The sequence below is a fragment of the Paenibacillus marchantiophytorum genome, from assembly GCF_014640555.1.
GTDB classification, from domain to species: domain Bacteria; phylum Bacillota; class Bacilli; order Paenibacillales; family NBRC-103111; genus Paenibacillus_E; species Paenibacillus_E marchantiophytorum.
Window position 1 is genome coordinate 1 of the sequence record NZ_BMHE01000030.1, and the last position, 22,834, is coordinate 22,834.

General features: G+C 46.3%; 18 protein-coding genes, 1 rRNA gene and 1 riboswitch. Of the genes, 7 read left to right on the forward strand and 12 right to left on the reverse strand.

From position 1 onward, the window contains the following. From IEY34_RS23390 to IEY34_RS23400, 3 genes are all read right to left on the reverse strand, one after another. Positions 1-61, reverse strand: a 16S ribosomal RNA gene (locus tag IEY34_RS23390); the annotation flags it as partial. A 352-nt stretch (positions 62-413) separates the two neighbouring features. Then, positions 414-1,538, reverse strand: coding sequence for an FtsW/RodA/SpoVE family cell cycle protein (locus tag IEY34_RS23395; protein WP_229757811.1), 1,125 nt, complete (start codon positions 1,536-1,538; stop codon positions 414-416). Positions 1,539-1,670: 132 nt separating this feature from the next. Continuing rightward, the gene (locus tag IEY34_RS23400) at positions 1,671-3,074 is read right to left on the reverse strand and encodes an NCS2 family permease (protein ID WP_189015659.1); all 1,404 of its coding nucleotides are present in this window, start codon (positions 3,072-3,074) and stop codon (positions 1,671-1,673) included. A 138-nt stretch (positions 3,075-3,212) separates the two neighbouring features. Beyond that, positions 3,213-3,313, reverse strand: a riboswitch (purine riboswitch). A gap of 597 nt (positions 3,314-3,910) precedes the next feature. Between IEY34_RS23400 and IEY34_RS23405 the strand changes: the two genes are divergently transcribed. Continuing rightward, positions 3,911-4,282: a hypothetical protein gene (locus IEY34_RS23405; RefSeq protein ID WP_189015660.1), complete on the forward strand. Its 372-nt coding sequence runs from the start codon at positions 3,911-3,913 to the stop codon at positions 4,280-4,282. Between the two features lie 409 nt (positions 4,283-4,691). On the opposite strand, the gene guaA is transcribed toward IEY34_RS23405, so the two are convergent. The 5 genes from guaA to IEY34_RS23430 all read right to left on the reverse strand — a co-directional run bounded on the left by guaA (position 4,692) and on the right by IEY34_RS23430 (position 12,336). After that, the gene (gene guaA, locus IEY34_RS23410; RefSeq protein WP_189015662.1) at positions 4,692-6,230 is read right to left on the reverse strand and encodes a glutamine-hydrolyzing GMP synthase; all 1,539 of its coding nucleotides are present in this window, start codon (positions 6,228-6,230) and stop codon (positions 4,692-4,694) included. A gap of 98 nt (positions 6,231-6,328) precedes the next feature. Continuing rightward, positions 6,329-8,647 (reverse strand): transglutaminase-like domain-containing protein, encoded by a 2,319-nt coding sequence (locus tag IEY34_RS23415; RefSeq protein ID WP_189015664.1) that lies wholly within the window; start codon positions 8,645-8,647, stop codon positions 6,329-6,331. After that, on the reverse strand, positions 8,634-9,848 hold the full coding sequence (locus IEY34_RS23420) for a DUF58 domain-containing protein (protein ID WP_189015666.1): 1,215 nt from the start codon (positions 9,846-9,848) through the stop codon (positions 8,634-8,636). The genes IEY34_RS23415 and IEY34_RS23420 overlap by 14 nt, the downstream gene beginning before the upstream one ends. Before the next feature lie 11 nt (positions 9,849-9,859). After that, positions 9,860-10,837: an AAA family ATPase gene (locus IEY34_RS23425; protein WP_189015668.1), complete on the reverse strand. Its 978-nt coding sequence runs from the start codon at positions 10,835-10,837 to the stop codon at positions 9,860-9,862. Between the two features lie 56 nt (positions 10,838-10,893). Continuing rightward, positions 10,894-12,336, reverse strand: a complete 1,443-nt coding sequence (locus IEY34_RS23430; RefSeq protein ID WP_189015670.1) for a polysaccharide deacetylase family protein — start codon at positions 12,334-12,336, stop codon at positions 10,894-10,896. 174 nt (positions 12,337-12,510) lie between these two features. On the opposite strand from IEY34_RS23430, the gene IEY34_RS23435 reads away from it, so the two are divergent. After that, positions 12,511-14,025 (forward strand): methyl-accepting chemotaxis protein, encoded by a 1,515-nt coding sequence (locus IEY34_RS23435; protein ID WP_189015672.1) that lies wholly within the window; start codon positions 12,511-12,513, stop codon positions 14,023-14,025. A gap of 80 nt (positions 14,026-14,105) precedes the next feature. On the opposite strand, the gene bcp is transcribed toward IEY34_RS23435, so the two are convergent. Continuing rightward, positions 14,106-14,585 carry a thioredoxin-dependent thiol peroxidase gene (gene bcp / locus IEY34_RS23440; protein WP_189015674.1) on the reverse strand — a complete coding sequence of 160 codons (480 nt, stop codon included), beginning with the start codon at positions 14,583-14,585 and terminating at the stop codon, positions 14,106-14,108. A gap of 34 nt (positions 14,586-14,619) precedes the next feature. Continuing rightward, positions 14,620-14,826 (reverse strand): hypothetical protein, encoded by a 207-nt coding sequence (locus IEY34_RS23445; RefSeq protein ID WP_189015676.1) that lies wholly within the window; start codon positions 14,824-14,826, stop codon positions 14,620-14,622. Positions 14,827-15,015: 189 nt separating this feature from the next. Here IEY34_RS23445 and IEY34_RS23450 point away from each other — a divergent pair, with 189 nt between their 5' ends. Then, the gene (locus IEY34_RS23450) at positions 15,016-16,266 is read left to right on the forward strand and encodes an S-layer homology domain-containing protein (protein WP_189015678.1); all 1,251 of its coding nucleotides are present in this window, start codon (positions 15,016-15,018) and stop codon (positions 16,264-16,266) included. Positions 16,267-16,315: 49 nt separating this feature from the next. Here IEY34_RS23450 and IEY34_RS23455 read toward each other — a convergent pair whose 3' ends face one another. Continuing rightward, complete coding sequence (locus tag IEY34_RS23455; protein WP_189015679.1) at positions 16,316-17,332, reverse strand: hypothetical protein; 1,017 nt, start codon at positions 17,330-17,332, stop codon at positions 16,316-16,318. A gap of 141 nt (positions 17,333-17,473) precedes the next feature. Here IEY34_RS23455 and IEY34_RS23460 point away from each other — a divergent pair, with 141 nt between their 5' ends. The 4 genes from IEY34_RS23460 to IEY34_RS23475 all read left to right on the forward strand — a co-directional run bounded on the left by IEY34_RS23460 (position 17,474) and on the right by IEY34_RS23475 (position 21,971). Next, positions 17,474-18,169 carry a response regulator transcription factor gene (locus IEY34_RS23460; RefSeq protein WP_189015681.1) on the forward strand — a complete coding sequence of 232 codons (696 nt, stop codon included), beginning with the start codon at positions 17,474-17,476 and terminating at the stop codon, positions 18,167-18,169. After that, positions 18,162-19,172: a sensor histidine kinase gene (locus tag IEY34_RS23465; RefSeq protein WP_189015683.1), complete on the forward strand. Its 1,011-nt coding sequence runs from the start codon at positions 18,162-18,164 to the stop codon at positions 19,170-19,172. The genes IEY34_RS23460 and IEY34_RS23465 overlap by 8 nt, the downstream gene beginning before the upstream one ends. Positions 19,173-19,270: 98 nt before the next feature. Then, on the forward strand, positions 19,271-20,032 hold the full coding sequence (locus IEY34_RS23470; protein WP_189015685.1) for an ABC transporter ATP-binding protein: 762 nt from the start codon (positions 19,271-19,273) through the stop codon (positions 20,030-20,032). Further along, positions 20,022-21,971: an FtsX-like permease family protein gene (locus tag IEY34_RS23475; RefSeq protein ID WP_189015687.1), complete on the forward strand. Its 1,950-nt coding sequence runs from the start codon at positions 20,022-20,024 to the stop codon at positions 21,969-21,971. Before IEY34_RS23470 ends, IEY34_RS23475 begins: the two co-directional genes overlap by 11 nt. 73 nt (positions 21,972-22,044) lie before the next feature. Here the strand turns inward: IEY34_RS23475 and IEY34_RS23480 are convergent, their stop codons facing one another. Further along, a complete protein-coding gene (locus IEY34_RS23480; protein WP_189015689.1) occupies positions 22,045-22,830 on the reverse strand; it encodes an ABC transporter permease in 786 nt (261 codons plus the stop codon). Positions 22,831-22,834: the final 4 nt, after the last annotated feature.

The following is a 22,834-nucleotide window of genomic DNA, read 5'->3' on the forward strand; positions in this document are numbered from 1 at the left end:
CTTGCATGTATTAGGCACGCCGCCAGCGTTCGTCCTGAGCCAGGATCAAACTCTCCATAGTAGCGAACAATTGCTTGTCCGTATATCTGAAAGCTGAAATGCTCATTGACTTGCTAGCGAGATTTTACAATCTCTTTTTGAACGATTGCTCGTTCGTGCTTACTCACTCGTTGTTCAGTTTTCAAAGATCAATTTCTTCCATATTCATCCTTCGCCCCTCAAAGGCGACTTGATCAATATACCACATCAGCCTATTCGATTGCAAGAACTTTTTTTAATTTCTTTCGTTCTTTTCGTTCGACCGCCGAAGCGACAAGGAGTAATATAACAAAACTAAAAACAGAATGCAAGCTTTTTCTATATAAATAAAAATGAATAGGAACGCGTATTCATTCGCGCACTCCTATTCACTTCTAATCATTATGAATTTTCACACTCAGTACTAGACCCATACAAAGCATATTAGTCATCAAAGAGCTGCCTCCATAACTAACGAAAGGAAGTGCAATCCCTGTAAGCGGCATTAAGCCCGTATGCATGGCAATATTCTCGAAGATTTGCAAAGTAAACATCGAGATTACACCAATAATGATATAAGAGCCTGCGAGATCTTTAGATGCTATGGCAATATGGATCATTCGATAAATCAAGAAAAAATACAAGAAAAGCAGCAAGGACGATCCTACAAAGCCAAACTCTTCTCCAATTACAACATAAATGGAATCTGCATAATCATACGGTATATAACCACCATGAATCATTGTCCCGTGCAGATAACCCTCACCCATTAATTGTCCGGAACTTACTGCCTTTATTGAATTAAGAACATGATAACTTTGGTCTGGATCGCTGGCAGGGTTCAGGAACGTTTGGATTCTATGCAGTTGATGAGGCTTGACGATTTTATTAAACAACGGCAAATTGTAAAAATATAGAGCTGTGACGCTGCCAATTACCCCAACAATCGCACTTCCCCCGACTAAAGCGAGTTTAATCGGAATTTTACCAATCCACATCATACCGATTAAAATACATACAAACACAATGGAAGTACCTAGATCCGGCTGTTCCAGAACGATAAAGAAAGGAACTCCTACTATAACAATCATCGGTAAGATATCACGAATCGGACGCAAGTACTCTCCTTTCCTAGCACTCAGCATCTTGGCAAGAAGTAAAATTACGAAGATTTTGACAAGCTCAGAAGGTTGAAATTGCATAAAATGAAGGTTAATCCAACGCGTGGAGCCATTAATTGTCATTCCTTTGAACTTAACAAAGAGAAGCATGAGTATGCCGGCAGCATATAAGTAAATTGAAAAGTGCTGAACAATTCCTTTGTAATCAACAAGAGCTATGGCTAGCATAACGATAAAAAACACAAAAAACATGACCAAGTTGTTTATATGAAGCCCCGCGTATTTCGTGTTACTGGTTGCGCTATAAATGGCCATAGTGCTGATAACCATGAAACATAGCAAGATAACGAGCGTTGTGACATCGATTTTTTTGCCTCTAAATAGGATTTCTTTAAACACTTCATTTCCCCTGTTCTCTTCATTCTCTTTCTATCATAAATGAGTTGATAGGCATGTTACAAATATCACTTCAAGGAAATAAAAAAAGCTATGGGATTCTCCCACAGCTCGACGGTCATTCCATTTATTTTATTAACCTTGGCTTCCAATAAAAACATACCGAGCTACAACCAGAATAGCCAGAACCCACATTAACCAGTGGATCGGATATTTTGTCTGACTTTTGCCGCTTAAGTTAGAAGCTGTTGCAAGAACAACATAGGTCACAATACCAAAAGAAATTCCGTTGGCAATATTGTAAGTGAAAGGCATCAAAACAATGGTAAGAAAAGCTGGAATCGCAACAACGAAGTCTTGGAAGTCGATCTCACGAATGGATTGAACCATAAGCACACCAACCACGATCAGAGCAGCCGCTGTAGCGGAACCTGGAATTAACATAGCAATTGGAGCCAGGAACAAAGCAAGCAAGAAACACACGCCTGTTGTTACTGCCGTTAAACCTGTACGTCCACCTTCAGCAACACCTGCCGCGCTTTCAACGAAAGCCGTAACCGTACTTGTTCCAACCAGTGCACCGCCGCTAACCCCGATAGCATCTACGAACATTGCTTTACCAACACGTTTGTTGCCTTCTTCTTTGTTCTTCATCATCCCTGCACGGTTAGCAGTTCCAACCATCGTACCGAAGGTATCAAAAAGCTCAACAAACGTAAAAGTAGCAATCACGGAGACAATCCCCGTTGTCATGATGCCAGCAAAATCAAAATCCGCAAAACGAAGCTTGGACAAATCCGGAACCCATGTCGTATCTGCACTAGTCAACGTACTCAAGTTAACCAGACCCATGAAATAACCAATCACCGTAGTTGCCAAAATACCGATCAAAATCGCTCCACGAAGACGAAGCACCATAAAGACGGAAATCAACAGGATCCCGATGATCGTTAAAATAACACCCTTATCATGTAAAGAACCTAAATGGAAGATCGTTTCAAAGGAAAGGACATCGGTGTACTGATGCGCTTTAAGATCTTTGCCGCTTTCGACAGCAACGCTTAGGATACCGCTGTTTTTAAAACCGATCATTGCGATAAACAATCCGATACCTACAGTAATCGCATGTTTCAAACTGTCCGGTACAGCAACGAGAAGCATCTGCCGAACTTTCGTAACCGTTAATATGATAAAAATAATCCCCGAAATAAATACGGCGGTTAGAGCCATCGAAAACGTAAACTTTCCTTGCGAAGTTAAAATGATCGTTGCAAAATACGCATTGAGGCCCATTCCCGGAGCCAACGCAACAGGAAAATTAACGAACAATCCCATCGCAATCGTCATTACACCCGCCGCAATCGCTGTAGCCAAGAAAATCGAAGTCCAGTCACCGCCGGTAGCCCCCGATTTAAAAGCACTAAGCACGTCCGGGTTTACTGCTAGGATGTAAGCCATGGTCATGAACGTAGTAATCCCCGCCATGATTTCTGTTCTTACGGTCGTACCGTTTTGTTTCAGTTTAAAAAAGCGATCCATCTTCCTACTCCTCCTAAACGTATGGTGGGGAACAGCAAAAAACCCAGAATCGTAATGCTGATTCCGGGTACGAAAAAGGAGCTTCTATATGAGAGCTGCCTTCGATGCTAGGTGCAAAGTGTAGTAGTAACTCATACAGATACCGTTCCTTTTTTTCGTAGCCAGATCATTTGCGGTGATCTCGTAGAAACTCTCGGGCCAATCCCCAAGATTATACGAAAAACTGTTATCCATCTCACATTTTAGTAGGGAACTACGCTGGTGTCAATAAAAAAGACGAACATTCTTGTGGTATTTTTTCCTAGAACGTTCGTCTTTTCTGACTTTCCTATTAATGGAACTCTTCAAAATACTCACTAAGTATTCATATTATATCAAGATATGTATTTACAGTATTTACAACGTCTAAATGAATACCAACAAATTATCTAGATGTTTTAGGTTTATTATTTGAAACGTAAGAGGTATTATTGTTAATTAATTCAGTTATTACATCAATTTGTATAAATCAAATATGTTTATCGCACTAAGGTAACTGGGAACCTTACTGGTGCTTTATTGGGATCATCTCCTAAAAGGACTGCATATTCGAACGTAGTTGAATTAGGCTATACGATTGCCAGATAACATCTATGTTCCTTTCACTACAAATTAAGGAGTTGCATTAATAATGTATTTTGAAGATATGGATACCAGTCTTCTAAAACAAAAAACTAAAACTGAGTATTTTCAATATGTAGACACTAACTTTACAGCTGTTCCATGTGCGTATCGTAACATCGAAGAGTATTCTAATTGAAGTTAGATTAGAAAATCTTAAAAATGAGTCTAAAGAAATGTTTAATTTGTTGTTAAATCAAAAAAAGTTAAATCCCTTGGTATTGGATTTATATCACTTTCGCGGAGTATCTATTTCATCCGGTAATATTAGGCATGTAAAATTAAGCCGCAAATTTGAGGCGCCTATTTATGGAGATTTGGTAACCCCAAATCATATTCAGGAATTCGGTGAAATATGGAATCATATAAAAGGAATGTATTCTGATAAGAAATATGTGCAGCTTTATCCTAATTGGTTTTTCTCTAACCAATTACTAAATTCAAACGTCATGAAGTATTTTTCCAAAGCCTGCAATGAAGCTTATTTGTGTGTAGATAATACAACTTTACGCGTAAATGAGTTAATCCTTTCTAATGATGAAAAATGACTGTTTTCTTTTCCACGATCAGTTCTTTAATCTTGGTCATAAGAAAAACGGCTTCGCCACTCTGATAGATCAGCCTCTTCTTAGCGGTAAAACCTAGTAAGGGAACTAGGGGACGCTAATTAGGCAAAAAGTAGGGATGCGAGGGGTATAGCGGAACTACAGGGTCTTATTTCCACAAAAAGCGTTGAAATTCCCATGAAACAGCAAAATAACGTACTGTAGTTCCCTCAACTTCCCGATACTGACACTTTTGGCTAGAATAGCGGACCGTAGTTCCCTTACGTCCGCGCGAGGCAGCTGGAGTATCTCCGCGTTCACTCCAAAACATATAAACTCTTATAAAAAAACTCCCTTCTATTTGCTAAACAACGCAAATAGAAGGGAGTTTTTTTAAATATATTATTCCAACCTATTCCCACTCAATCGTAGCAGGCGGTTTGGACGTAATGTCGTAGACGATACGGTTCACGTTCTCGACTTCGTTCACGATACGAACCGAGATTTTCTCAAGCACATCCCACGGAATACGCGCCCAGTCGGCGGTCATTCCGTCGATGGAAGTCACGGCGCGGATACCTACGGTGTAGGAGTATGTTCTGGCATCGCCCATAACGCCAACGCTTTTCATGCCAGGAAGGGCTGTGAAGTACTGCCAGATCTCGCGATCCAAGCCGGCTTTGGCGATTTCATCGCGCAGGATGGCGTCGGATTCACGGACGATTTTCAGCTTGTCCTCGGTTACTTCACCAAGCACACGGATCGCTAGACCCGGACCTGGGAAAGGCTGTCTCCAGACGATCGCGGAAGGCAGACCGCACTCTTCGCCGACTTTACGCACTTCGTCTTTGAACAGGGTTTTGAGCGGCTCGATCAGCTTGAACTTCATATCTTTCGGCAGGCCGCCAACATTATGATGGGATTTGATCGTTTGAGCAGTAGCTGTACCGCTCTCTACGATATCCGTGTAAAGCGTGCCTTGCGCCAAGAACGTGAAGTCGTCGAATTGAGCGGACTCTTCTTCGAATACACGGATGAACTCCGTGCCGATAATTTTACGTTTTTGTTCCGGATCGTCCACACCGACAAGCTTGCCGAGGAAACGGTCACGCGCATCGACTTTAACCACTTTCATATCGAATTTACCGACAAATGTATCCATAACGCTCTCTGCTTCGCCTTGGCGCAGCAAGCCATGATCAATGAACATACACGTCAGCTGGGCACCAATGGCTTTATGCAGCAAAATAGCTACAACGGATGAATCTACGCCGCCGCTAAGCGCGCATAGCACTTTCTTGTCGCCAACTTCTTGGCGAAGCTCTTTGATCATATCTTCCACGAAAGAGGACATCGTCCAGTCGCCTTCGCAACCGCAAACGCCATAAATGAAGTTATGGATCATTTCGTTCCCTTGCAGGGAGTGACGAACTTCCGGGTGGAATTGAACCGCGTGAATATTGCGCTCACGATTACTCATTGCTGCAATCGGCAGGGAATCCGTGCTTGCTTCGATCACGAAGCCATCCGGAAGAACGGAAACGTGGTCACCGTGACTCATCCAGACCGTTTGCTTCGCATCCAAACCTTTGACGAGCGGGCTTTCGTTCGAAAAGGAAAGATCTGCTTTGCCGTATTCACGCGTATGCGCGCGTTCTACTTTACCGTTCAATTGGTGAGCAATCAGCTGCATGCCGTAGCAAATCCCCAAAATCGGAATACCCAAATCGAAAATGGCTGCATCTACTGCTGGAGCTCCTTCTCCGTATACACTTGACGGACCGCCTGAGAACACAATCCCCTTAGGCTGAAGCTCACGGATTTTCTCCATCGTGGTGTTGTGCGGCAGCAATTCGCTGTACACGCCCAAATCACGAATCCGTCTGGCAATCAGTTGGTTATATTGGCCTCCAAAATCTAAAACGACGATCATTTCACTCGGTTTACTCATTATCCGTTCCTCCTAATTTCATAGCGAGTGGGCTTGTACCCCTAACGCTATTTATAGGTACTAATTTTAAACATTAGGTACCTAGGATGTAAAGGGGGTTAATGTGTCTTTTGAATGGCTTTCCAAATTGCCGTGATTTCCCGCTTCGAATAGGGCAGCGAATGAGCTGCATCATAACGCACGCTTTCGTAGATCTGGGCAAACGACAATAAGGCTTGCTGCTGGGCAGGACGAAGGAATTTCAAGGCTCCGATATACTCACGGATCGTTTGATCTTTGGATTTCAGGCCATATTTGCGAAACAACTGCATCCATAATCGATCCATATAAGGGATCAAGGGGTGGGAATCAGATGGCCTGTTTATGTAAAAGGGAACATGGAGCCGCCCTGCATACAGATAACCTTTTCGCCTGAGCAATAGAACAAGACCCGCAAATAAGAAACAACAGCCGATGAGGATCATGAATGCTTCCCGATACTGATTGGCGATATGAATAAGTGTCTCCTTCGTTGTTTGAAGCCATTCACTTGGATTTGCAGTAAATCGGTTCGGTTTCGTGATGTTGGCCAGAGAGGCCGTCATTTCGGATCGCGCCATGGCCTCCGTCGTCAAAATCTCATGTGGATAATCCAAAGACATCCCTGAGAAACCCGGCGTAGGTTCAAAAGGCACCCACCCTGCGGAAGGAAAGTAGACCTCTACCCACGAGTGCGCATCCTGGTTACCCACCGCCACTTCCTTGAGCTGTTCATCCTCGCTTCCCTTCAGCAGCGTACCTGGTGCAAATCCTTTGACCCAACGGGCCGGAACACCGACGGAACGAAGCATGACGACCATCGAAGTTGAAAAATGATCACAATACCCCATCTGATCAACGAATAGAAAGTGACTGACAAAGTCTTCATTGCGGCTGGGATGCGTCGACTTTTCCAAACTATAGGGATAGGTGTGGCTCAAATACTGTTCAATCGCTACGGCTTTGGCAAATGGCGTCGGACTGTTCGCTGTCACCTGCTCAGCCAAGCTCCGTACAGACCGCGGCAAGGAAGCCGGCAGTTGCAGATACTCACTCGCAAGTCCAGCCGGATAGCTGGTTGTATCTGTACTTAGCAGAATCGGATCAACTTGTACGGGTTGGACAGTGACTTTGTAATACGATAAGGGATCCATGATCTCCGGAAGAGATATTTTGCCTGAAGCGGCGGACACCAGCAAGAAATCTGGTGATAGCGGTTTTCCTTTTTCGGTTAAGAGCATGTCGACGCTCTGTAGTTTCCCACCCAGGAATAGTTGCTTACTCGGCGATTTGTCGCTCCATAATATTTCCTGTGTAAGTGCCCGATTCGTACCCGCTGCCTCATTCGCTGGGATCGGTTCCGGTGTAACACCGGTTTGGGTCCAACCTTTGCCGTCGTAGACGTTTTTGGATTCTCCGCGCCAGTACGTTAATTCGGAGGTTTTGGCTGTAAATACGGTTGTTGTGTCCACCTGGAGTGGACCTCCGAGTGAGGAGTCGTCCTGCCCGTACCCGGATTTGGCTATCGCCGTGCTAGATGCTTTATCACCATTGTATAACTCGAACATACGATCATATAAATATCCCCAACTAACCGGTTTCATTAAATGAGTTGGCTCCGCCTGTTTCGCGGAGAACCACCCCGCACCAGCAAGTGCAGCAACAAAGACGAAACTCACAGCAAGCCATTGAAAGAAGCTGCCCGGGCGCACAGATGTGAACCCATAGGTTTGTTCAATTCGCGAGAGGTTGAGCAGGGCCAGAAGAAATAAGCCATAACCGATGGTGCGCATAATCCCCGGCACTGTATCCGCGCCTAACATTACTTGCAGCAATACCAAATAGATAAGGGTTGTCCCAACAAACCACAGGCTGTGTTGCCTTTGCAGCATAAGCGCCTGCACCACGGAAATCAGCAGTGACCAGCCGAGCAGAAACAACAATGTGCGCAACTGACCGCTGATGAGGTCAAAGTGAGCTCGCGCAAGGTGACCGATATCCTGAGAAAGCATGTTCACCAAATCGATGACCCATGCTCCGCTCAGAAACCCATTGCGATCAAACATAAACCCTATGAAAAGCACGATGACCACGACTTTGGAAATCCATGCCCCAATCAGGGGAACTTTGCAGCAGTCTATCGCGATGCAAATCCCGAACACGACTAGAATCGGGCCGATTTGGATGTCAGCGTCTGCCATCCAGGCCAATGGGCGAAGCCATTCTGAGATGAGCAGGAAAAGCAGCAGTGAGATAAGGCAATCGCGGAAGAACGTGCTTGGTGTGGTTAGAGATGCTTGCGGGATGGCGCTTGCCCGGAAGAATGGACGTGATGGGATGGCGGCGGGGCGTGAAGCGTGTGAAGGAGCGCCTGCGCGGCGCGGCTCAAGCGGTTGCATCCGCAACACCCCCTTGCTTGGGCCACTGGCTCAGCGGATGCGGCACTTCCGTGAAGCTGCAGCCTGCGGCCTGCAGCTGAGAAGCCCCTTCTCTCTCGGCGACCGAGAGAGAGGGCCGCGCGTGCACGTAGATCACGTGCACGGACCGGCGCCTGGTGCCGCTATCCGCGATCGCGCGCACCAGCGCCAAATCCAGCGTCGATGTGATGCACAGCATCGACGTATCCAGCGGCAAGGCCGCCGCTTCTTTCCTGACGAGGTCAGGAAAGCTTAGGGCGGGCTTGCCGCCCACGCTCGCGAGTACTTCGTACGCGAGAGGCAGATCGGGGCGAATCGTCGGAGCGATTCGCCGGCTGTTCGAGCTGCTGGCGAAGCCGCAGCTCTCGCGCCCGCCCGCCGCGGCTTCGAAGAAGCCCGCCGCAAGGGCAACGCCCTTCTCCAGCAGCGGCTGCGCCGCCTCCGCTGGACCCGCCGCAGGCGCGGCATCGAGCAGCAGCATCCGCTTCGCGGATGAGGCTTGCTCAGGGTCTTTGACCATCAGCCGGCTTAGCCGGGCTGTGGACTTCCAGTGGATGCGGTGATAGGGATCACCGCTGACATATTCACGCACACCGCTGACCAGCGGCGTCTCGGATTTGGGGCCGCGGGCAGTAGGCACCTCGCCATCCTCGGCCTGGAACATCATGACCGATCGGTCCAAGCTAGCGGGCCGTGGATAAACGACACACCGATGCAGATCATCTCGGTGAACTTTGCGAATAGCAAAACCAAACAAATCACCGGATACGGCCTCAAAGCCCGCGAAACGATAGACGCCGCGCATCAGACCGGTTATTTTGTAATGCAGCACTAATTCGGATTGAAACCACGGGAACAGCAGCTTGCTGTAACTCAATTTCGCTCCGCTTCCTTCATGGACCCAATTCTCCCGCATGACAATCCAAGGCAAAGGCATGCGCGCCCGATAATTCACGCTTAATCGAACCTTTACTTCCTCCCCCGAAAGGAGTACTTCACTGGACAGGTGTCTGCTGACCGCCAATCCTTGCAGCGCAAACACGTAAAATAGGCCAGCTTGCAGCCAAATCAGCAGCAAACAAATTCCCAAATACCAAGCAGCGAATCCGCCCTGCCAATAGACCAAACAAACAGCAAGCACACACCCAACCATGAGCAGCGATGATTTACCCCAGCTTTTCATAGATAGGCCCCCTACTTCGAAGAAACATAACGAAGAACAGGAGTTTGCAACGCAGCGATCAAACCAGACAAAATCGTGTCAGCCGATTTGCCTGTCATACGGGCTTCTGAGGTCAATAGAAGCCGATGCGCCCACACAGGGAGCACCAAATTTTTAATATCGTCAGGCACTACAAAACTTCTGCCCTTCATATAAGCGGATGTTTGGGAAGCGCGCATCAACGCATAGGAAGCTCTTGGACTTGCGCCCAAGTACAAATCAGCATGAGCTCTCGTCGCTACAGCAAGACGGACAATGAATTCTTTTAGCGTGTTATCCACATGAACTGCGGCGGCTTCTTTTTGCAGCTGAACGAACTCATCCTGTACGATTACCGGCCTCAGATGATCCAAGGGTTGGCGATCCTGAAACCGATCCAGCATCAGGATTTCCTGCTCCGCAGTTGGGTAGCCAAGCGTCAGCCTCATCATGAAACGGTCCATCTGCGCTTCCGGCAGCGCGTAAGTCCCTTCGTAATCGACCGGATTTTGCGTCGCTAACAGAACGAAGGGTTTGGGCAACTCATAACCAACGCCGTCAATCGTTACCCGCTTCTCCTCCATCGCCTCCAAGAAAGCCGATTGCGTCTTAGGAGAGGTGCGGTTGCATTCATCTGCCAATACAATAGGTGTCATTAAAGGACCAGGACGAAATTCAAAATCTCCTGATTTCGCATTAAACACAGACACTCCTGTCACATCCGAAGGCAATAAATCCGGGGTACACTGAATTCTCTTAAACTCGCAACCAATCGTCTTAGCCAAAGCGCGCACGAGCATCGTTTTGCCCACACCTGGCACGTCCTCCAGCAAGAGGTGGCCGCCGCTCAGCATGGCAATGAAAGCCTGTTCAATCGTTCCTCTTTTGCCAACAATAACTTTCTCTACGTTCATGATCATCCGTTCCACAAGAGGCTGTGGCTGATCGAATATCCGGGTTTCTGACGCCATAGACAAGAAGCCTCCTTCATAAGGTATGCTTCTAGTTTTTCCATCCCTCTACTATTTTAGACATGACCCCCCATGGTAAAAAGAGAGTTTTTTAGAAGACTGCTAGTCTCTTTGAATAAATAGAACTGGCGGAAAGCCATAGACACTTCGCGTCTGCTTGGTTCAATGACAGAATCTGTAATTCGTCCACCTAACAAATCTATCGTTTTGCGCAATGGCACAATAATTTTCCCTTCCAGCAGTTCCATATCCGCCAAAGAATAGGAAGCAGAAAGCGTACCCAACGTAAACAACCTGATGCTTCGAGCCGTCAAATCATACTCCAGATCATAGACCCCATAATGCGCGTTAGCCGTCCTCGTCTCTGCCTGCCACTGGACATCCCCCCCTATTTTCTCAATGAGAAAACGCAGCGGCAATTCAATCCGATTCGCGCGCAATTGATACTCTGTCGGCTCCAAAGTGAAGCTGCTGCCTCCCGAGATATGTACCTCCAGAGGTATAGCCGATTGTGCGGATAATATTCGCGCCGACTCTTCTCTCGCCACCTTGGTCTGTTGAATAAGCTGCTGCTCCGCTTCTAGCTGGTTTGAATCGGGCTGAGACAGATGAGCTACAGCATACTGCTGCGTTTCCTTCAGAAGCGCTTGAAAGTGCGCTAGGTTCATGTTTCTTGACCACTTCGGTTTCCCGAGTGAGAATTGCTTAGGCTTCACTTGCGTCGTAAGCGGAGCGAAGGCGTAGCCTAGCTTTTTATAATAGGCGATCACTTGCGGCAATACCTCTACCGTCGATTCATGCCCAGTGCCATCATGGAATAAAACGGTAATCTCATGCTCAAGCGGCGAATTTTTCACGGTTTGCCAAATTTCATTAACGGGGACATGCGCTCTTTTGGAATCGCCGCTATCTACATTCCAATCCACGGTTGTATAACCTGCTTGTTCCAGGAAGTAGTAGTAATAGGCATCGAAATTCGTATAGGTCCCCCCTGGAGCACGAACCAGTTGCGGCCGCACATCCACGATATCTGCGAATACCTCTTCGCTGCGCTGCACTTGATCCCAAAACGTTTGAAAATCGCTATAGAGCTCTTTATATACATGATTATAGGAATGATTGCCTAAGGTATGTCCTTCTTTCACAATTCTTTTGACCAAATCCGGATGCGCTTTAGCCTGTTCGCCAAGTGCGAAAAACGTAGCTTTCACATCCTCTTTCTCCAAAATATCCAATACTTGCGAGGTCAGCTTGCTCGGACCATCATCAAACGTCAAATATACGGTTGGCTGTTCTGGTGTTTCATACGTCTTCTCATTCTTCTCGTCCGCAAGTCGCTTGCCTGTTTGCAGTTTGTGATAAAGATCTTGCCCCTCATTCGCATCGTCGGCAGCTTGCGCTGGGATCACATAGGAAAAGAGAGAGACTAGTAATAGAACTACTAACGTAATTTGAATTCGTTTCTGCCAAATGGCTGCACGTTGTACCTGAAAGCGCATCCGATGATCCCTCCGCTTATTCTATCATTTTGCTTTGCTGATAGAGTATATGGAAGAATGACCCAGAGTATGTCACTTCTATGGAACGAAATGAAGAGGAATTCCAACGGGCTGCGCAGAATGAACTTAACAAAGATGAAGACGACAATTTTCGACAGGAAGCAGGGGGTTGCGGTGAGTTTTTCGACAAGCCTATTCGGGCAAAATCAAACTAACAATTCACAGGTGTCACTGAGGGACAAGGATGTAATTCGCAGAAATTTTGTTGTGTTTTTAGCGATTGCTGCCACTACATTAATGATTTACATGAGCATTTTCGCTTTAGGCGCCAGCATGATGGACATGAAAATGAAATTTACGATTATCTTTGAAACCTCGATTTTAGTGATTTACGGTTATTTGCATTTCAGCAGAAAACTCATCCACTATTTATGTTATTTTGCCATTATCGCAAGCGGTGTAAGCACGACGGTTCAGCTCATGACCAATGCCGATATCACCAATATATTCTCCATTTACTATCTGATGATCATGGCGCTTATTTTCATGCGAATGATTCCGTGGCTGATCAGCGCCGCCTGGGGACTTTTCCTTATTTGTTATATGTTTATAGCCCAAAAAGATGCCCTTCACTTGGATCCCAAGGTTGCCCCGACCTACATCATTTATTTCATCTTAATTAGCGTCTTAATGTTCGCTGCTCTGAAAGTGTCGGGCTATATGAACAAAAGCATGTCCGAGGCTAGGTCACAAGCGGAGCAATTCCTTGCCCTGCAGCAAGAACAGCGGGAGAAAGCATTGAAGCAAGTGACCTTGGTTACAGAGCATTTGCAATCCATTACCAAGTCCGGTGAAGAAGACGGGTCCTCCTTTGATGAAATGAATAATGCCTTCCAAGATATCGCGACAGGCGCAGGCGACCAAGTGGATTCGACCATTTCCATTAATGATTCCGTAAACCACATGAACGGCCTTATCAAAGAGATGTCCAACTCGATCCATACGCTGCTTGGCAAAACAACGGAAGCCGCCTCCCTATCTGATCAAGGAAGAGGCCGGATGGAGCTGCTTTCCGATACTTTCGCGATCTTCACTAAGGACATTGAAGCTGTGTCGCAAGATACGGTGTCCCTCATTGAACGCTTGGACGAAACCAGCCAATTCAGTGAAACGATTCAAGATATTGCGAATCAAACGAATTTACTTTCCCTCAATGCCAGTATTGAGGCAGCCAGAGCCGGGGAGCACGGGAAAGGGTTCGCTGTCGTTGCGAATGAAATTAGAAAACTAGCCGATATGACGGCTAAATCGGCGATTCGTATCTCGGAGCAGCTGCAGGAGTTCACCTCATTGTCCAATCAAACCCGCTCCCGTATGGACCAAGTTTCCCAACGCATGCATCAAAGCAATGAGATCACGGGCCAAACGAAGCAAGCCTTCGAGTCGATCACGGATTCCGTTACGATGCTGAAAGAGCTCTCGACAAGCTACGGCGATTTAATGGACCGCATCAGCAATTCATCGGTTACGATTAGCGATTCCACGAACAATCTTGCTGCTATTAGCCAAGAAGCTTCAGCAACACTCGAGGAGTTGTCAGCCACGCTGCAATCCTTGTTGATTAACAATCGTAAGAACCTGGATCGGATTAAAGAGGCTGAGATGGGTTTGCGGTTGGTTACGGAGTAAGAGAAAAGGAGAAAAGGAGTTAAGCGGCTGGTTCGCTTAACTCCTTCTTTGGGTCTTGGCAGCAACTGCCCTACTTCCCCTCAGTCCCCCAGAACTGCGTCCAAAACAGACTGCACGTGATTCTTAATCCTCACCTTCGTCCATTCCTTCACCATGTATCCCTCTTCATCAATGAGAAACGTAGAACGAACAATCCCCATGTATTCGCGTCCATATAACTTTTTAAGCGCCCATACGCCGAATTGCTCAGCCACCTGATGCTCAGGGTCTGAGAGCAGCAAGAAAGGCAATTCAAACTTGGCGATGAATTTATGATGGGCATTCAGCTCATCAGGGCTGATCCCAATTACCTCTACTCCAAGTTCTGCAAACTTGCCATTATAGTCCCGGAAATCACAGGACTGCTGTGTACAGGTAGGGGTATTGTCTTGGGGGTAGAAATAGATAACCAGCTTCTTCCCTCTATAGTCCCGCAAGGATACGTTGTTTCCATTCGATGCAGGAAGTGTAAAATCAGGAGCAAGACGTCGAATGGTCTCATTTTCTTTTTTCTTAGCCATCAATAGGTTCTCTCCTCTATCTCTAGTCGTTGATTTATTCTGTTATTTTCTTCAAATCACTTACTTGCAGCGAAGCCTCACGATTCGTATCATGAAAGACAACCCTAACTTCTAACTCGTAATCAGGATTCAAATCAAACGAAAGTATGGTGCATAATCTACCACGATTCTTCGTTTTCCTAGGATTATCCGGGGCAACAACATAGGAGCCCCCAATGGCAAGATTAACGGTTTCATTCACTGTATCTGCAACCCTCTCATGTTGTATTTGGGCAACACTTAGTTACTTTACTATAATCGTTCTATCATCTTACTTCCAAAAGATCTTTCTAGCAATTAACTAGCCATATTTGTCAAAACTAGCTTTACATAAGAAATATATGGTAATTTAAATAGAGTTCTATCACATTTGAAGGAGTGAACTGTCGCCATGATACCTATCAAACGCACGTCCTTACTCGCCGTCCTGGGATTAACGCTAGCCGTCCCTTCCCTAACTGTCTCTGCCGCAACACCTGCGGACAGCTCGATGATGACACGCGGACAATTTATTAAACAAATTGCCGACGAGCTCAAACTGGCACCTGCGAGCAACCAAACCTTGCTCCCGTCTGATGTAGGAGCACAGTCTCCTTATGCCGATGTTGTCCGCGTCATGCGCGAACGCCAAATCCTGCAAGGCTATTCGGACGGAACGTTCCGACTCGATCAAGCCGTAAGCAAAGAGGAAGCCGCATTTATCCTGGGTCGCTTCCTTGGCCTGTCAGACAGCAAAGCTGCAGCTAAATTAAAGAGCGATCTCGCTGTCGATTTCGGCTCTAACGCTGGAATTAGCCAAGCGATTGCCGGAGCCGCAATTAAGAAAGCCTTGGCTACGGATTCAACTATCGCTACCTGGTTAGCAGCAGATCCCAGCTCCCCCACAGAACTAAAAACGTTCCGAGCTCATATGGACATGGCCATGGACATTTTCTTTAAGCCAAGTGCTGAATTCCCTGGAGACAGCCTTCAAACTGAGGCTAATTCGGAATTGGTGTTTAGCGCAGATCAAGGTATTCATCAAACTATAACGACTACTGCTCCTGGTCCTGACATGAAGCCTAGAACGGTTAAGATGGAGCAATATACGGTTAGCCAAGGCACCTATATGCATATGCCAAATGCCACGAACGACGGCTTTGAATGGTATGATTTATCCAAGCAAATGCCATTTACGTTCGACCAGTTGATGGAGTTGCAGAAGAAAAGTCTTGAAATGAACAAAACCTTAGTCACTCCATATTTCTTCTACAAGGACCTCGGTACTACAGAGAAGGATGGGAAGAAGCAGCGCAAGGTTTCAATTCAAGGCAAATTGACGAATTCAGCCGATATCTTGAAAACATTGAGCGGCCTTGGCGGGGGTCAAGATGCGTTCAAGGATGTACTGAACTCCCCCGCTATTACTGGAATGAGTGTAGCCTTATCCGCAGTGATGACCGTAGATGAGCAAACCAAGCTGCCCGTCAGCATGGATGCCGACTATGTCATCATTTATGGCGAAGATCCTAATATTCCGATTGATCACATGGACATGACCATGTCGATGACCTATCAGGATGTGAATCAGCCGCAAGATATCAAATTACCGGCAGAAGCTAAAGCTGCCAAGCCGCTTCCGACACCCGTCATGACACCTTAAAAGGAAAAAGAGCTGCCACAAGTCGCAAGACTTCGTGCGCAGCTTTTTCTCATTGGATGCCAGGCAGAAGGTTAGGAATGCTGGTTCTGGCTTTTGCAATGAGATCGTCATTGAACTCTTTCGTTTGCATATTTTGCTTATATCGTAGTCCATCAAAATCTAAAGAACTGCCATACTTAAACTTCTTATCTCCGATACTGATCTCCATCGTATACAGATAACCATAGTAAGTTCTCTGGTCTCTCGATGGGACAAGCTCAATCTTTTGCAACTTAGCTGAAATGTCAGCAAGCCACTCACTGTCCGTGATCTCAAGATTCTTGCCATCGCCAAAACGGATATCGATTTTATCCATTTGTTTCAGGTCTGTTTTCATTAGCGTTGTCAGCGCAATCGGTGTTTCATCCAGCGGCTCGGCAATCTCCATCTCCAACGCGACCATTTGAGCAGGATAGCTTTGTTCGACTGCCCCTGTTGTCCATACATGGAGCCAATCCCCGACCTTCAGATCCTCAAACTTCAATGGTCCACTCCCGCTTCTAATAACCGTATCCTCTTCCAACTTCAGCCGATATGCTTCTGGTTGGAACTGACAAGGACCATCCACACAGCCTTCACGATTGATGATGAGTACTCGGCGCTCTGTCTCATTGATTTCCGTAATGGCGCCAACCACCTCGGCCTCCAATGGGATCACTTTCGTTGTGATTTCAAGAGGAAACCGCTTTCCGATAACTTTGTAGATAGCCTCTTTGATCGAGGTATTTTCCTGCATATTCAATCCTTCACGCGGTTTACCGAGCTTACGGAGCTGCAGATTTACTGTTTCTCGCGGTTGTCCTTTCAAAGAAATATCCATACGCAATGGCTTCACAGAATATTGTTGGTACACCGCATCCAACTCAAAAATTTGCGTCTGGAGCTCATCGTGCAATGCATTTGGGCTATTGAGCGTGGGCAGTTCATATACCGCCTCTTCCCGCTGTGCGGCATGCAACAACTCATATGGCATACCTGAATCAGTCATGCCTAACGCAACTAATAGGAACAATAAAATTGAATTCACGCGCGAGTTCTCCCTTTCTAAATTGGGTTATATTTATATAGACGCCCATTTTTCCCAAATGTTTCAAACCGAGCATTCGCACATGCCGCAATTATCCATTACAATGAAGGTGAGAAATTTAGCTCAAGCGGGTGATTCCTATTGTTTAAAATCTTACTCATTGAAGATGATGTTACCCTTTTCACGGAAGTGAAGGAGCGATTGGACCAATGGTCGTACGATGTCCACGGTATTGCCGATTTTAGCAAGGTGTTTGAAGAGTTTGTCACACTGAAACCGGACCTCGTCCTGATTGATATCCAGCTGCCCAAATTCGATGGGTTCCATTGGTGTCGTATGCTGCGAACACATTCCAATGTCCCGATCGTCTTCCTGTCTTCGCGCGACCACCCGACGGATATGGTGATGTCGATGCAGCTTGGCGCCGATGATTTTATTCAGAAGCCCTTTCATTTCGACGTGCTCATCGCGAAAATTCACGCGATTCTTAGACGCGTTTATAATTACAATACGGAGCCGATCAAGCTCAAAACCTGGTGCGGAGCAACCATTGACTATGAGAAAAATACGGTCACGCATCCAGCCGGAACCATAGAATTAACGAAGAATGAAATTTACATTCTCAAGCTGCTTATTGAACATAAAAACAATATCGTGAGTCGGGAACATATCATTAGCAGTTTGTGGGATGACGAGCGATTTGTCAGCGACAATACGTTGACGGTGAATGTTAATCGACTGCGAAAAAGGTTGGACGAGCTTGATCTAGGCCGCTTTATTGAAACCAAAGTTGGTCAGGGCTACCTAGCGCTAGAAGAGGCACATTACCATGATTAAAAGATATTTGGCAGAGCGATTCAGCTGGATTCTCCTTTTTTTATGCGGGCAAGCCCTCCTGCTGTTGATTGCTTCTTTGGATTATGCGATTCCGTTCTGGCCTATTCTCTATATTGTTTTCCTGACCACAACCCTATTCGTTATCTTCCTGATCATCCGTTACAACAAAGAAACGAGATTCTACAAGCATCTGGAAGAAAGAGACAGCCAACTCGATCTCTCGGGCATCTCAGCAGCGGACAGTCCCTTCGAGTACATCGTTGAGAACAGCATGACGAATCTGACAGAACGGCTAAGCCACACGGCTTCTCGGCATCAAATCGCTCTGGAGCAAGAGAAGGATGAGTTATTATCTTGGATTCATGAAGTGAAAACACCGCTTACCGCAATGCGCTTGATGATTGACCGCATGGGCGATGAGACAATGAAAGCCGCGCTCACCTATGAATGGCTGCGCATCCATCTCCTGCTTGACCAACAACTGCATCAGAAACGGCTGCCGTCCATGGAAAACGATCTGTATATTGAACAGATTAATGTAGAAGCATTAACTTATACAGAAATTAAAACACTGAAATCTTGGTGCATACAAAAAGGGATTGGCTTTGAGCTCATCTTCGAGATCACGGAAGTGTTAAGCGATGCCAAATGGCTGGCTTTCATCCTGCGTCAGCTATTGACGAATGCTGTGAAATACAGCGGAAGCCACGCCCCGGATATCGCCATTAGGTGCTTTCAGAAGCAGGAGCACACGGTGCTGGAGGTGACCGATCATGGTCGCGGCATCGATCCCAGAGATTTGCCGCGCATCTTTGACAGAGGCTTCACCTCCACGACTTGGCATCAAGACAGCGCCTCAACGGGGATGGGACTGTATCTGGCCAAGAAAGCCGCGGAATCCTTGCATATCCTTCTCACTGTAGATTCAGAAGTTAATGCGGGGAGTACATTCACACTCACCTTCCCGCTGCCTAATGAAGCGGTCCAAATGACGGGCATGTGACAACATTGTCACATGCCTCTCTTCTTTGTTCGTTCAATCGAAGGAAAAAAGAAGCGTAGCTTTTTATAATGAAGCTAACGAATAAAGGAGTGTGTGTGATGACCATTTTGGAAGCAAACAAAATTCATAAAAGCTATGGCAACAAGTTCAACAAACAAGAAGTGCTCAAGGGCCTCGACCTCAGCATTGCAAAAGGGGAATTCGTCAGCATTATGGGCGCATCAGGCTCAGGCAAGACCACTTTGCTGAATGTCCTTTCTTCCATCGATCGCGTGAGCCAAGGCTCCATTCAAATTGAAGGCAAGGAAATTACCAACCTGAAAGAAAAGCAGTTGGCTGAGTTCCGGAAGCATCATCTGGGCTTTATTTTTCAAGATTACAATTTGCTCGATACGTTGACGGTGAAGGAGAACATCCTCCTTCCGCTATCCATCACCAAAGCCTCACGGCAAGAGGCTGATCAGAAATTCCAGGCGGTCGCCACCGAACTCGGGATTTATGAGCTCAAGGATAAATATCCGAACGAAATTTCCGGCGGCCAGAAGCAGCGGACCTCAGCAGCCAGAGCTTTCGTCCATGAGCCAGGCATTATTTTCGCTGACGAGCCGACAGGCGCGCTCGACTCGAAGTCCGCTTCCGACTTGCTTCACAAGTTAAGCGATATGAATCAGAAACGAACAGCGACCATCGTTATGGTCACTCATGATTCTGTCGCCGCGAGCTATGGAAGCCGCGTTATTTTCATCAAAGACGGTCAAATCTATACACAGCTCTACAAGGGGCAAGAAACCAGGCAAGCTTTCTTTCAAGACATTATGAAGACGCAAGGTGTGCTGGGCGGGGTGCAGCATGAGCATTAATCAACTGATTTTGCAAAACTTGAAATCAAATATCAAACATTACTACTTATATGTGTTCGCCTTGATGTTCAGCGTTGCGCTTTACTTTGCCTTCGTCACTCTGCAGTACGATCCCGCCCTGGACCAAGCCAAAGGCTCGATTAAAGGCGCAGCGGCGATTCGTGCCGCCTCTATTTTACTAGTCGCCATCGTAGCCATCTTCAACTTATATGCGAATAATATTTTTGTAAAAAGGCGCAGCAAAGAAATTGGCTTGTTGCAATTAATCGGCATGACCAAATCAGCCATTTTCCGGATTCTCAGCACGGAGAACTTCATTCTATATTTCGGTTCCTTGCTTGTCGGATCATTGATCGGATTCTCGGTGTCGAAGCTCATCCTAATGATTTTATTCCGGATAACGGGTGTAGAAGCCGTGGCTACGCTGCATTTTTCCACCAAAGCATTCATGCAGACTTTTATTGTATTTGGTGCGATCTACGTATTTATTATGCTAGTCAACTATGTATTCATTAAAAGACAGACGATCCTTTCGCTGTTCAGGGTCTCCTCTTCTACGGAAATCAAGGTAAAAAAAATGTCCCTCACGGAAGCGATTCTAGGCCTATTGGGACTCATACTCATCCTACTCGGCTACTATGTGTCCTCGAAGCTGTTCAGCGGAGATTTCACGACGATGTTCAAGCTTTTCGCAGCGATGATCTTTATTCTGGCCGCCGTCATTATCGGGACCTACCTCTTCTACAAAGGGTCTGTCCAGTTAATCCTGAACATCATCCGCCAAAGGAAAAACGGCTATTTGAACGTTCGCGAAGTCCTTTCACTCTCCTCGATCATGTTTCGCATGAAATCCAATGCTTTGCTTTTGACCGTGATCACGACAGTGTCCGGTCTTGCGATCGGCTTGCTGTCTTTGAGTTACATCTCTTACTACTCTGCGGAAAAAACAGCAAAAAACAACGTGCCAGCCCATTTCACCATGACCCATATCGCCGAAGCCGACAAGTTTAAAGCCGTGTTAGATGCTAGCCAAATCAAACATACGGATACAAGCATTGAGATCGTTCAAGTAAAAGCTAATTTGGAAGACATCTTCAAATCCAAAATGGAAGGAATTGTTCCTGATCGGAACGATTTAATCATCCCAGTGATCAGTGACAAGGATGCCAAATTCGTTGATCTAAGCCCTGATGAAGCGATTTTTACGGGCATGGACGATCTATTGCAGAAATTTCTGGGCCTCAAAAATTCCGGCCAAATCGAGCTTAAAGGGCAGCAGACGGCGATTAAGCAAAAGTATTTAGGTTCCAGAAAGCAGTCCGTGATATCCTGGTATTTTGCCAGCGGCGGCCTGCCGGTTGTTGTTGTAGATGAAACGGTGTTCAACCGCTTGAAGCAGGATAAGGATCCTTCTATTCAAAAGGAATCCTCCCTTTATTTGGGGATAGATATCGCGAATGACAAAGAAATTCAAACAGCCAATCAGATTTTCCAAGAACTAGGCTTAGACAGCAATTCATCTCACAATGATTCCCGCCTCATCATGGCGAACGAACAGAAGAATAAGATGGGACTCCTCATGTTCATCGTCGGATTCTTGGGTCTCACCTTCCTGATCACATCCGGCTGTATTCTCTATTTCAAACAGATGGATGAGAGCGAAGAGGAGCGACCGACCTATACCATTCTAAGAAAGCTTGGCTACACGCAAGATGACCTGCTGAAAGGCATTCAGCTCAAGCAGCTATTTAACTTCGGAATCCCCTTGATCGTCGGACTTTTCCACAGCTATTTCGCCGTGCAGTCCGGTTGGTTCCTCTTCGGCGCAGAGCTATGGACACCCATGATGATCGTCATGGTGCTGTATACGGCTTTGTATTCGATCTTCGGAATCTTATCCGTGCAGCATTATAAGAAAGTCATCCGCAGGGCGCTTTGATTCTACAATAAAAAGGGACTGCTCCTCAGACCATCTCTGGCTGTGGAGCAGTCCCCTTTTTAAATAAAATTCCTTACGATCCAGCACCGCGGTAACGTCGAACGCCGATATTCCAAATGCTAATGCCAATAACACTGAAGACAACACCCATGACAGGCGTCAACAACGCAAACCACTTCCAGTTATCCGGATCAATGAAATACGCGGCTGGATAGAAGCCAACGAACGCAAACGGCAAGATCCACGTTAGAATACTGCGAAGCAGCTTGTTATATATCGTTGCCGGATATCGGCCATAGTTTTGAATATTCCAAATCAGCGGCAGGATCCCGGTCGGCGCATCAGAGAAGAAGGCCAGCGCTGTCAGTGAAATGTATACTCCTGCATAAATGAGAATGGACCCAATGACCATCAAGATGAAAATCAACGGATCATGCCAATGGAACGGAATGCCCAGCTTAATCCACGAGTAAATCATCACGACTATACCAGCCACGGCGCTAAACAGAGAAGCAGGATCCATATTTTCGAGCATCAGCTGCCACAGATTGTAAGCAGGACGTGTCAGAATGCGGTCCATTTCCCCTTTGACAATATAGCGCTCGCTAAAGCCCCATAGATTAAAAAAGGAAATAAATATGCCATACGGTATCATAAAATAACCATAGATGAACAAAATTTGTTCTTGATTCCAGCCGCCCAGTGATTGCGTTTGGAGAAATACGACAAGAATGAAGAATAAATTCAGTCCATTGAACAACAAATCGGAAACAACTTCAATCCAGAAATCGGATCGGTAGGTGAGACGCGTTTTCATGTAATTTTTGAGATAGTCGGCAACAAGGGAGATATAGAACATCGCG

What these genes read in the sequence shown, in the direction of transcription:
- IEY34_RS23400 (WP_189015659.1), bottom strand. Translation starts at nt 3,074, where the DNA reads ATGGATCGCTTTTTTAAACTGAAACAAAACGGTACGACCGTAAGAACA.
- IEY34_RS23405 (WP_189015660.1), top strand. Translation starts at nt 3,911, where the DNA reads ATGTTTAATTTGTTGTTAAATCAAAAAAAGTTAAATCCCTTGGTATTG.
- guaA (WP_189015662.1), bottom strand. Translation starts at nt 6,230, where the DNA reads ATGAGTAAACCGAGTGAAATGATCGTCGTTTTAGATTTTGGAGGCCAA.
- IEY34_RS23415 (WP_189015664.1), bottom strand. Translation starts at nt 8,647, where the DNA reads ATGCAACCGCTTGAGCCGCGCCGCGCAGGCGCTCCTTCACACGCTTCA.
- IEY34_RS23420 (WP_189015666.1), bottom strand. Translation starts at nt 9,848, where the DNA reads ATGAAAAGCTGGGGTAAATCATCGCTGCTCATGGTTGGGTGTGTGCTT.
- IEY34_RS23425 (WP_189015668.1), bottom strand. Translation starts at nt 10,837, where the DNA reads ATGGCGTCAGAAACCCGGATATTCGATCAGCCACAGCCTCTTGTGGAA.
- IEY34_RS23430 (WP_189015670.1), bottom strand. Translation starts at nt 12,336, where the DNA reads ATGCGCTTTCAGGTACAACGTGCAGCCATTTGGCAGAAACGAATTCAA.
- bcp (WP_189015674.1), bottom strand. Translation starts at nt 14,585, where the DNA reads ATGGCTAAGAAAAAAGAAAATGAGACCATTCGACGTCTTGCTCCTGAT.
- IEY34_RS23450 (WP_189015678.1), top strand. Translation starts at nt 15,016, where the DNA reads ATGATACCTATCAAACGCACGTCCTTACTCGCCGTCCTGGGATTAACG.
- IEY34_RS23465 (WP_189015683.1), top strand. Translation starts at nt 18,162, where the DNA reads ATGATTAAAAGATATTTGGCAGAGCGATTCAGCTGGATTCTCCTTTTT.
- IEY34_RS23470 (WP_189015685.1), top strand. Translation starts at nt 19,271, where the DNA reads ATGACCATTTTGGAAGCAAACAAAATTCATAAAAGCTATGGCAACAAG.
- IEY34_RS23475 (WP_189015687.1), top strand. Translation starts at nt 20,022, where the DNA reads ATGAGCATTAATCAACTGATTTTGCAAAACTTGAAATCAAATATCAAA.
- IEY34_RS23480 (WP_189015689.1), bottom strand. Translation starts at nt 22,830, where the DNA reads ATGTTCTATATCTCCCTTGTTGCCGACTATCTCAAAAATTACATGAAA.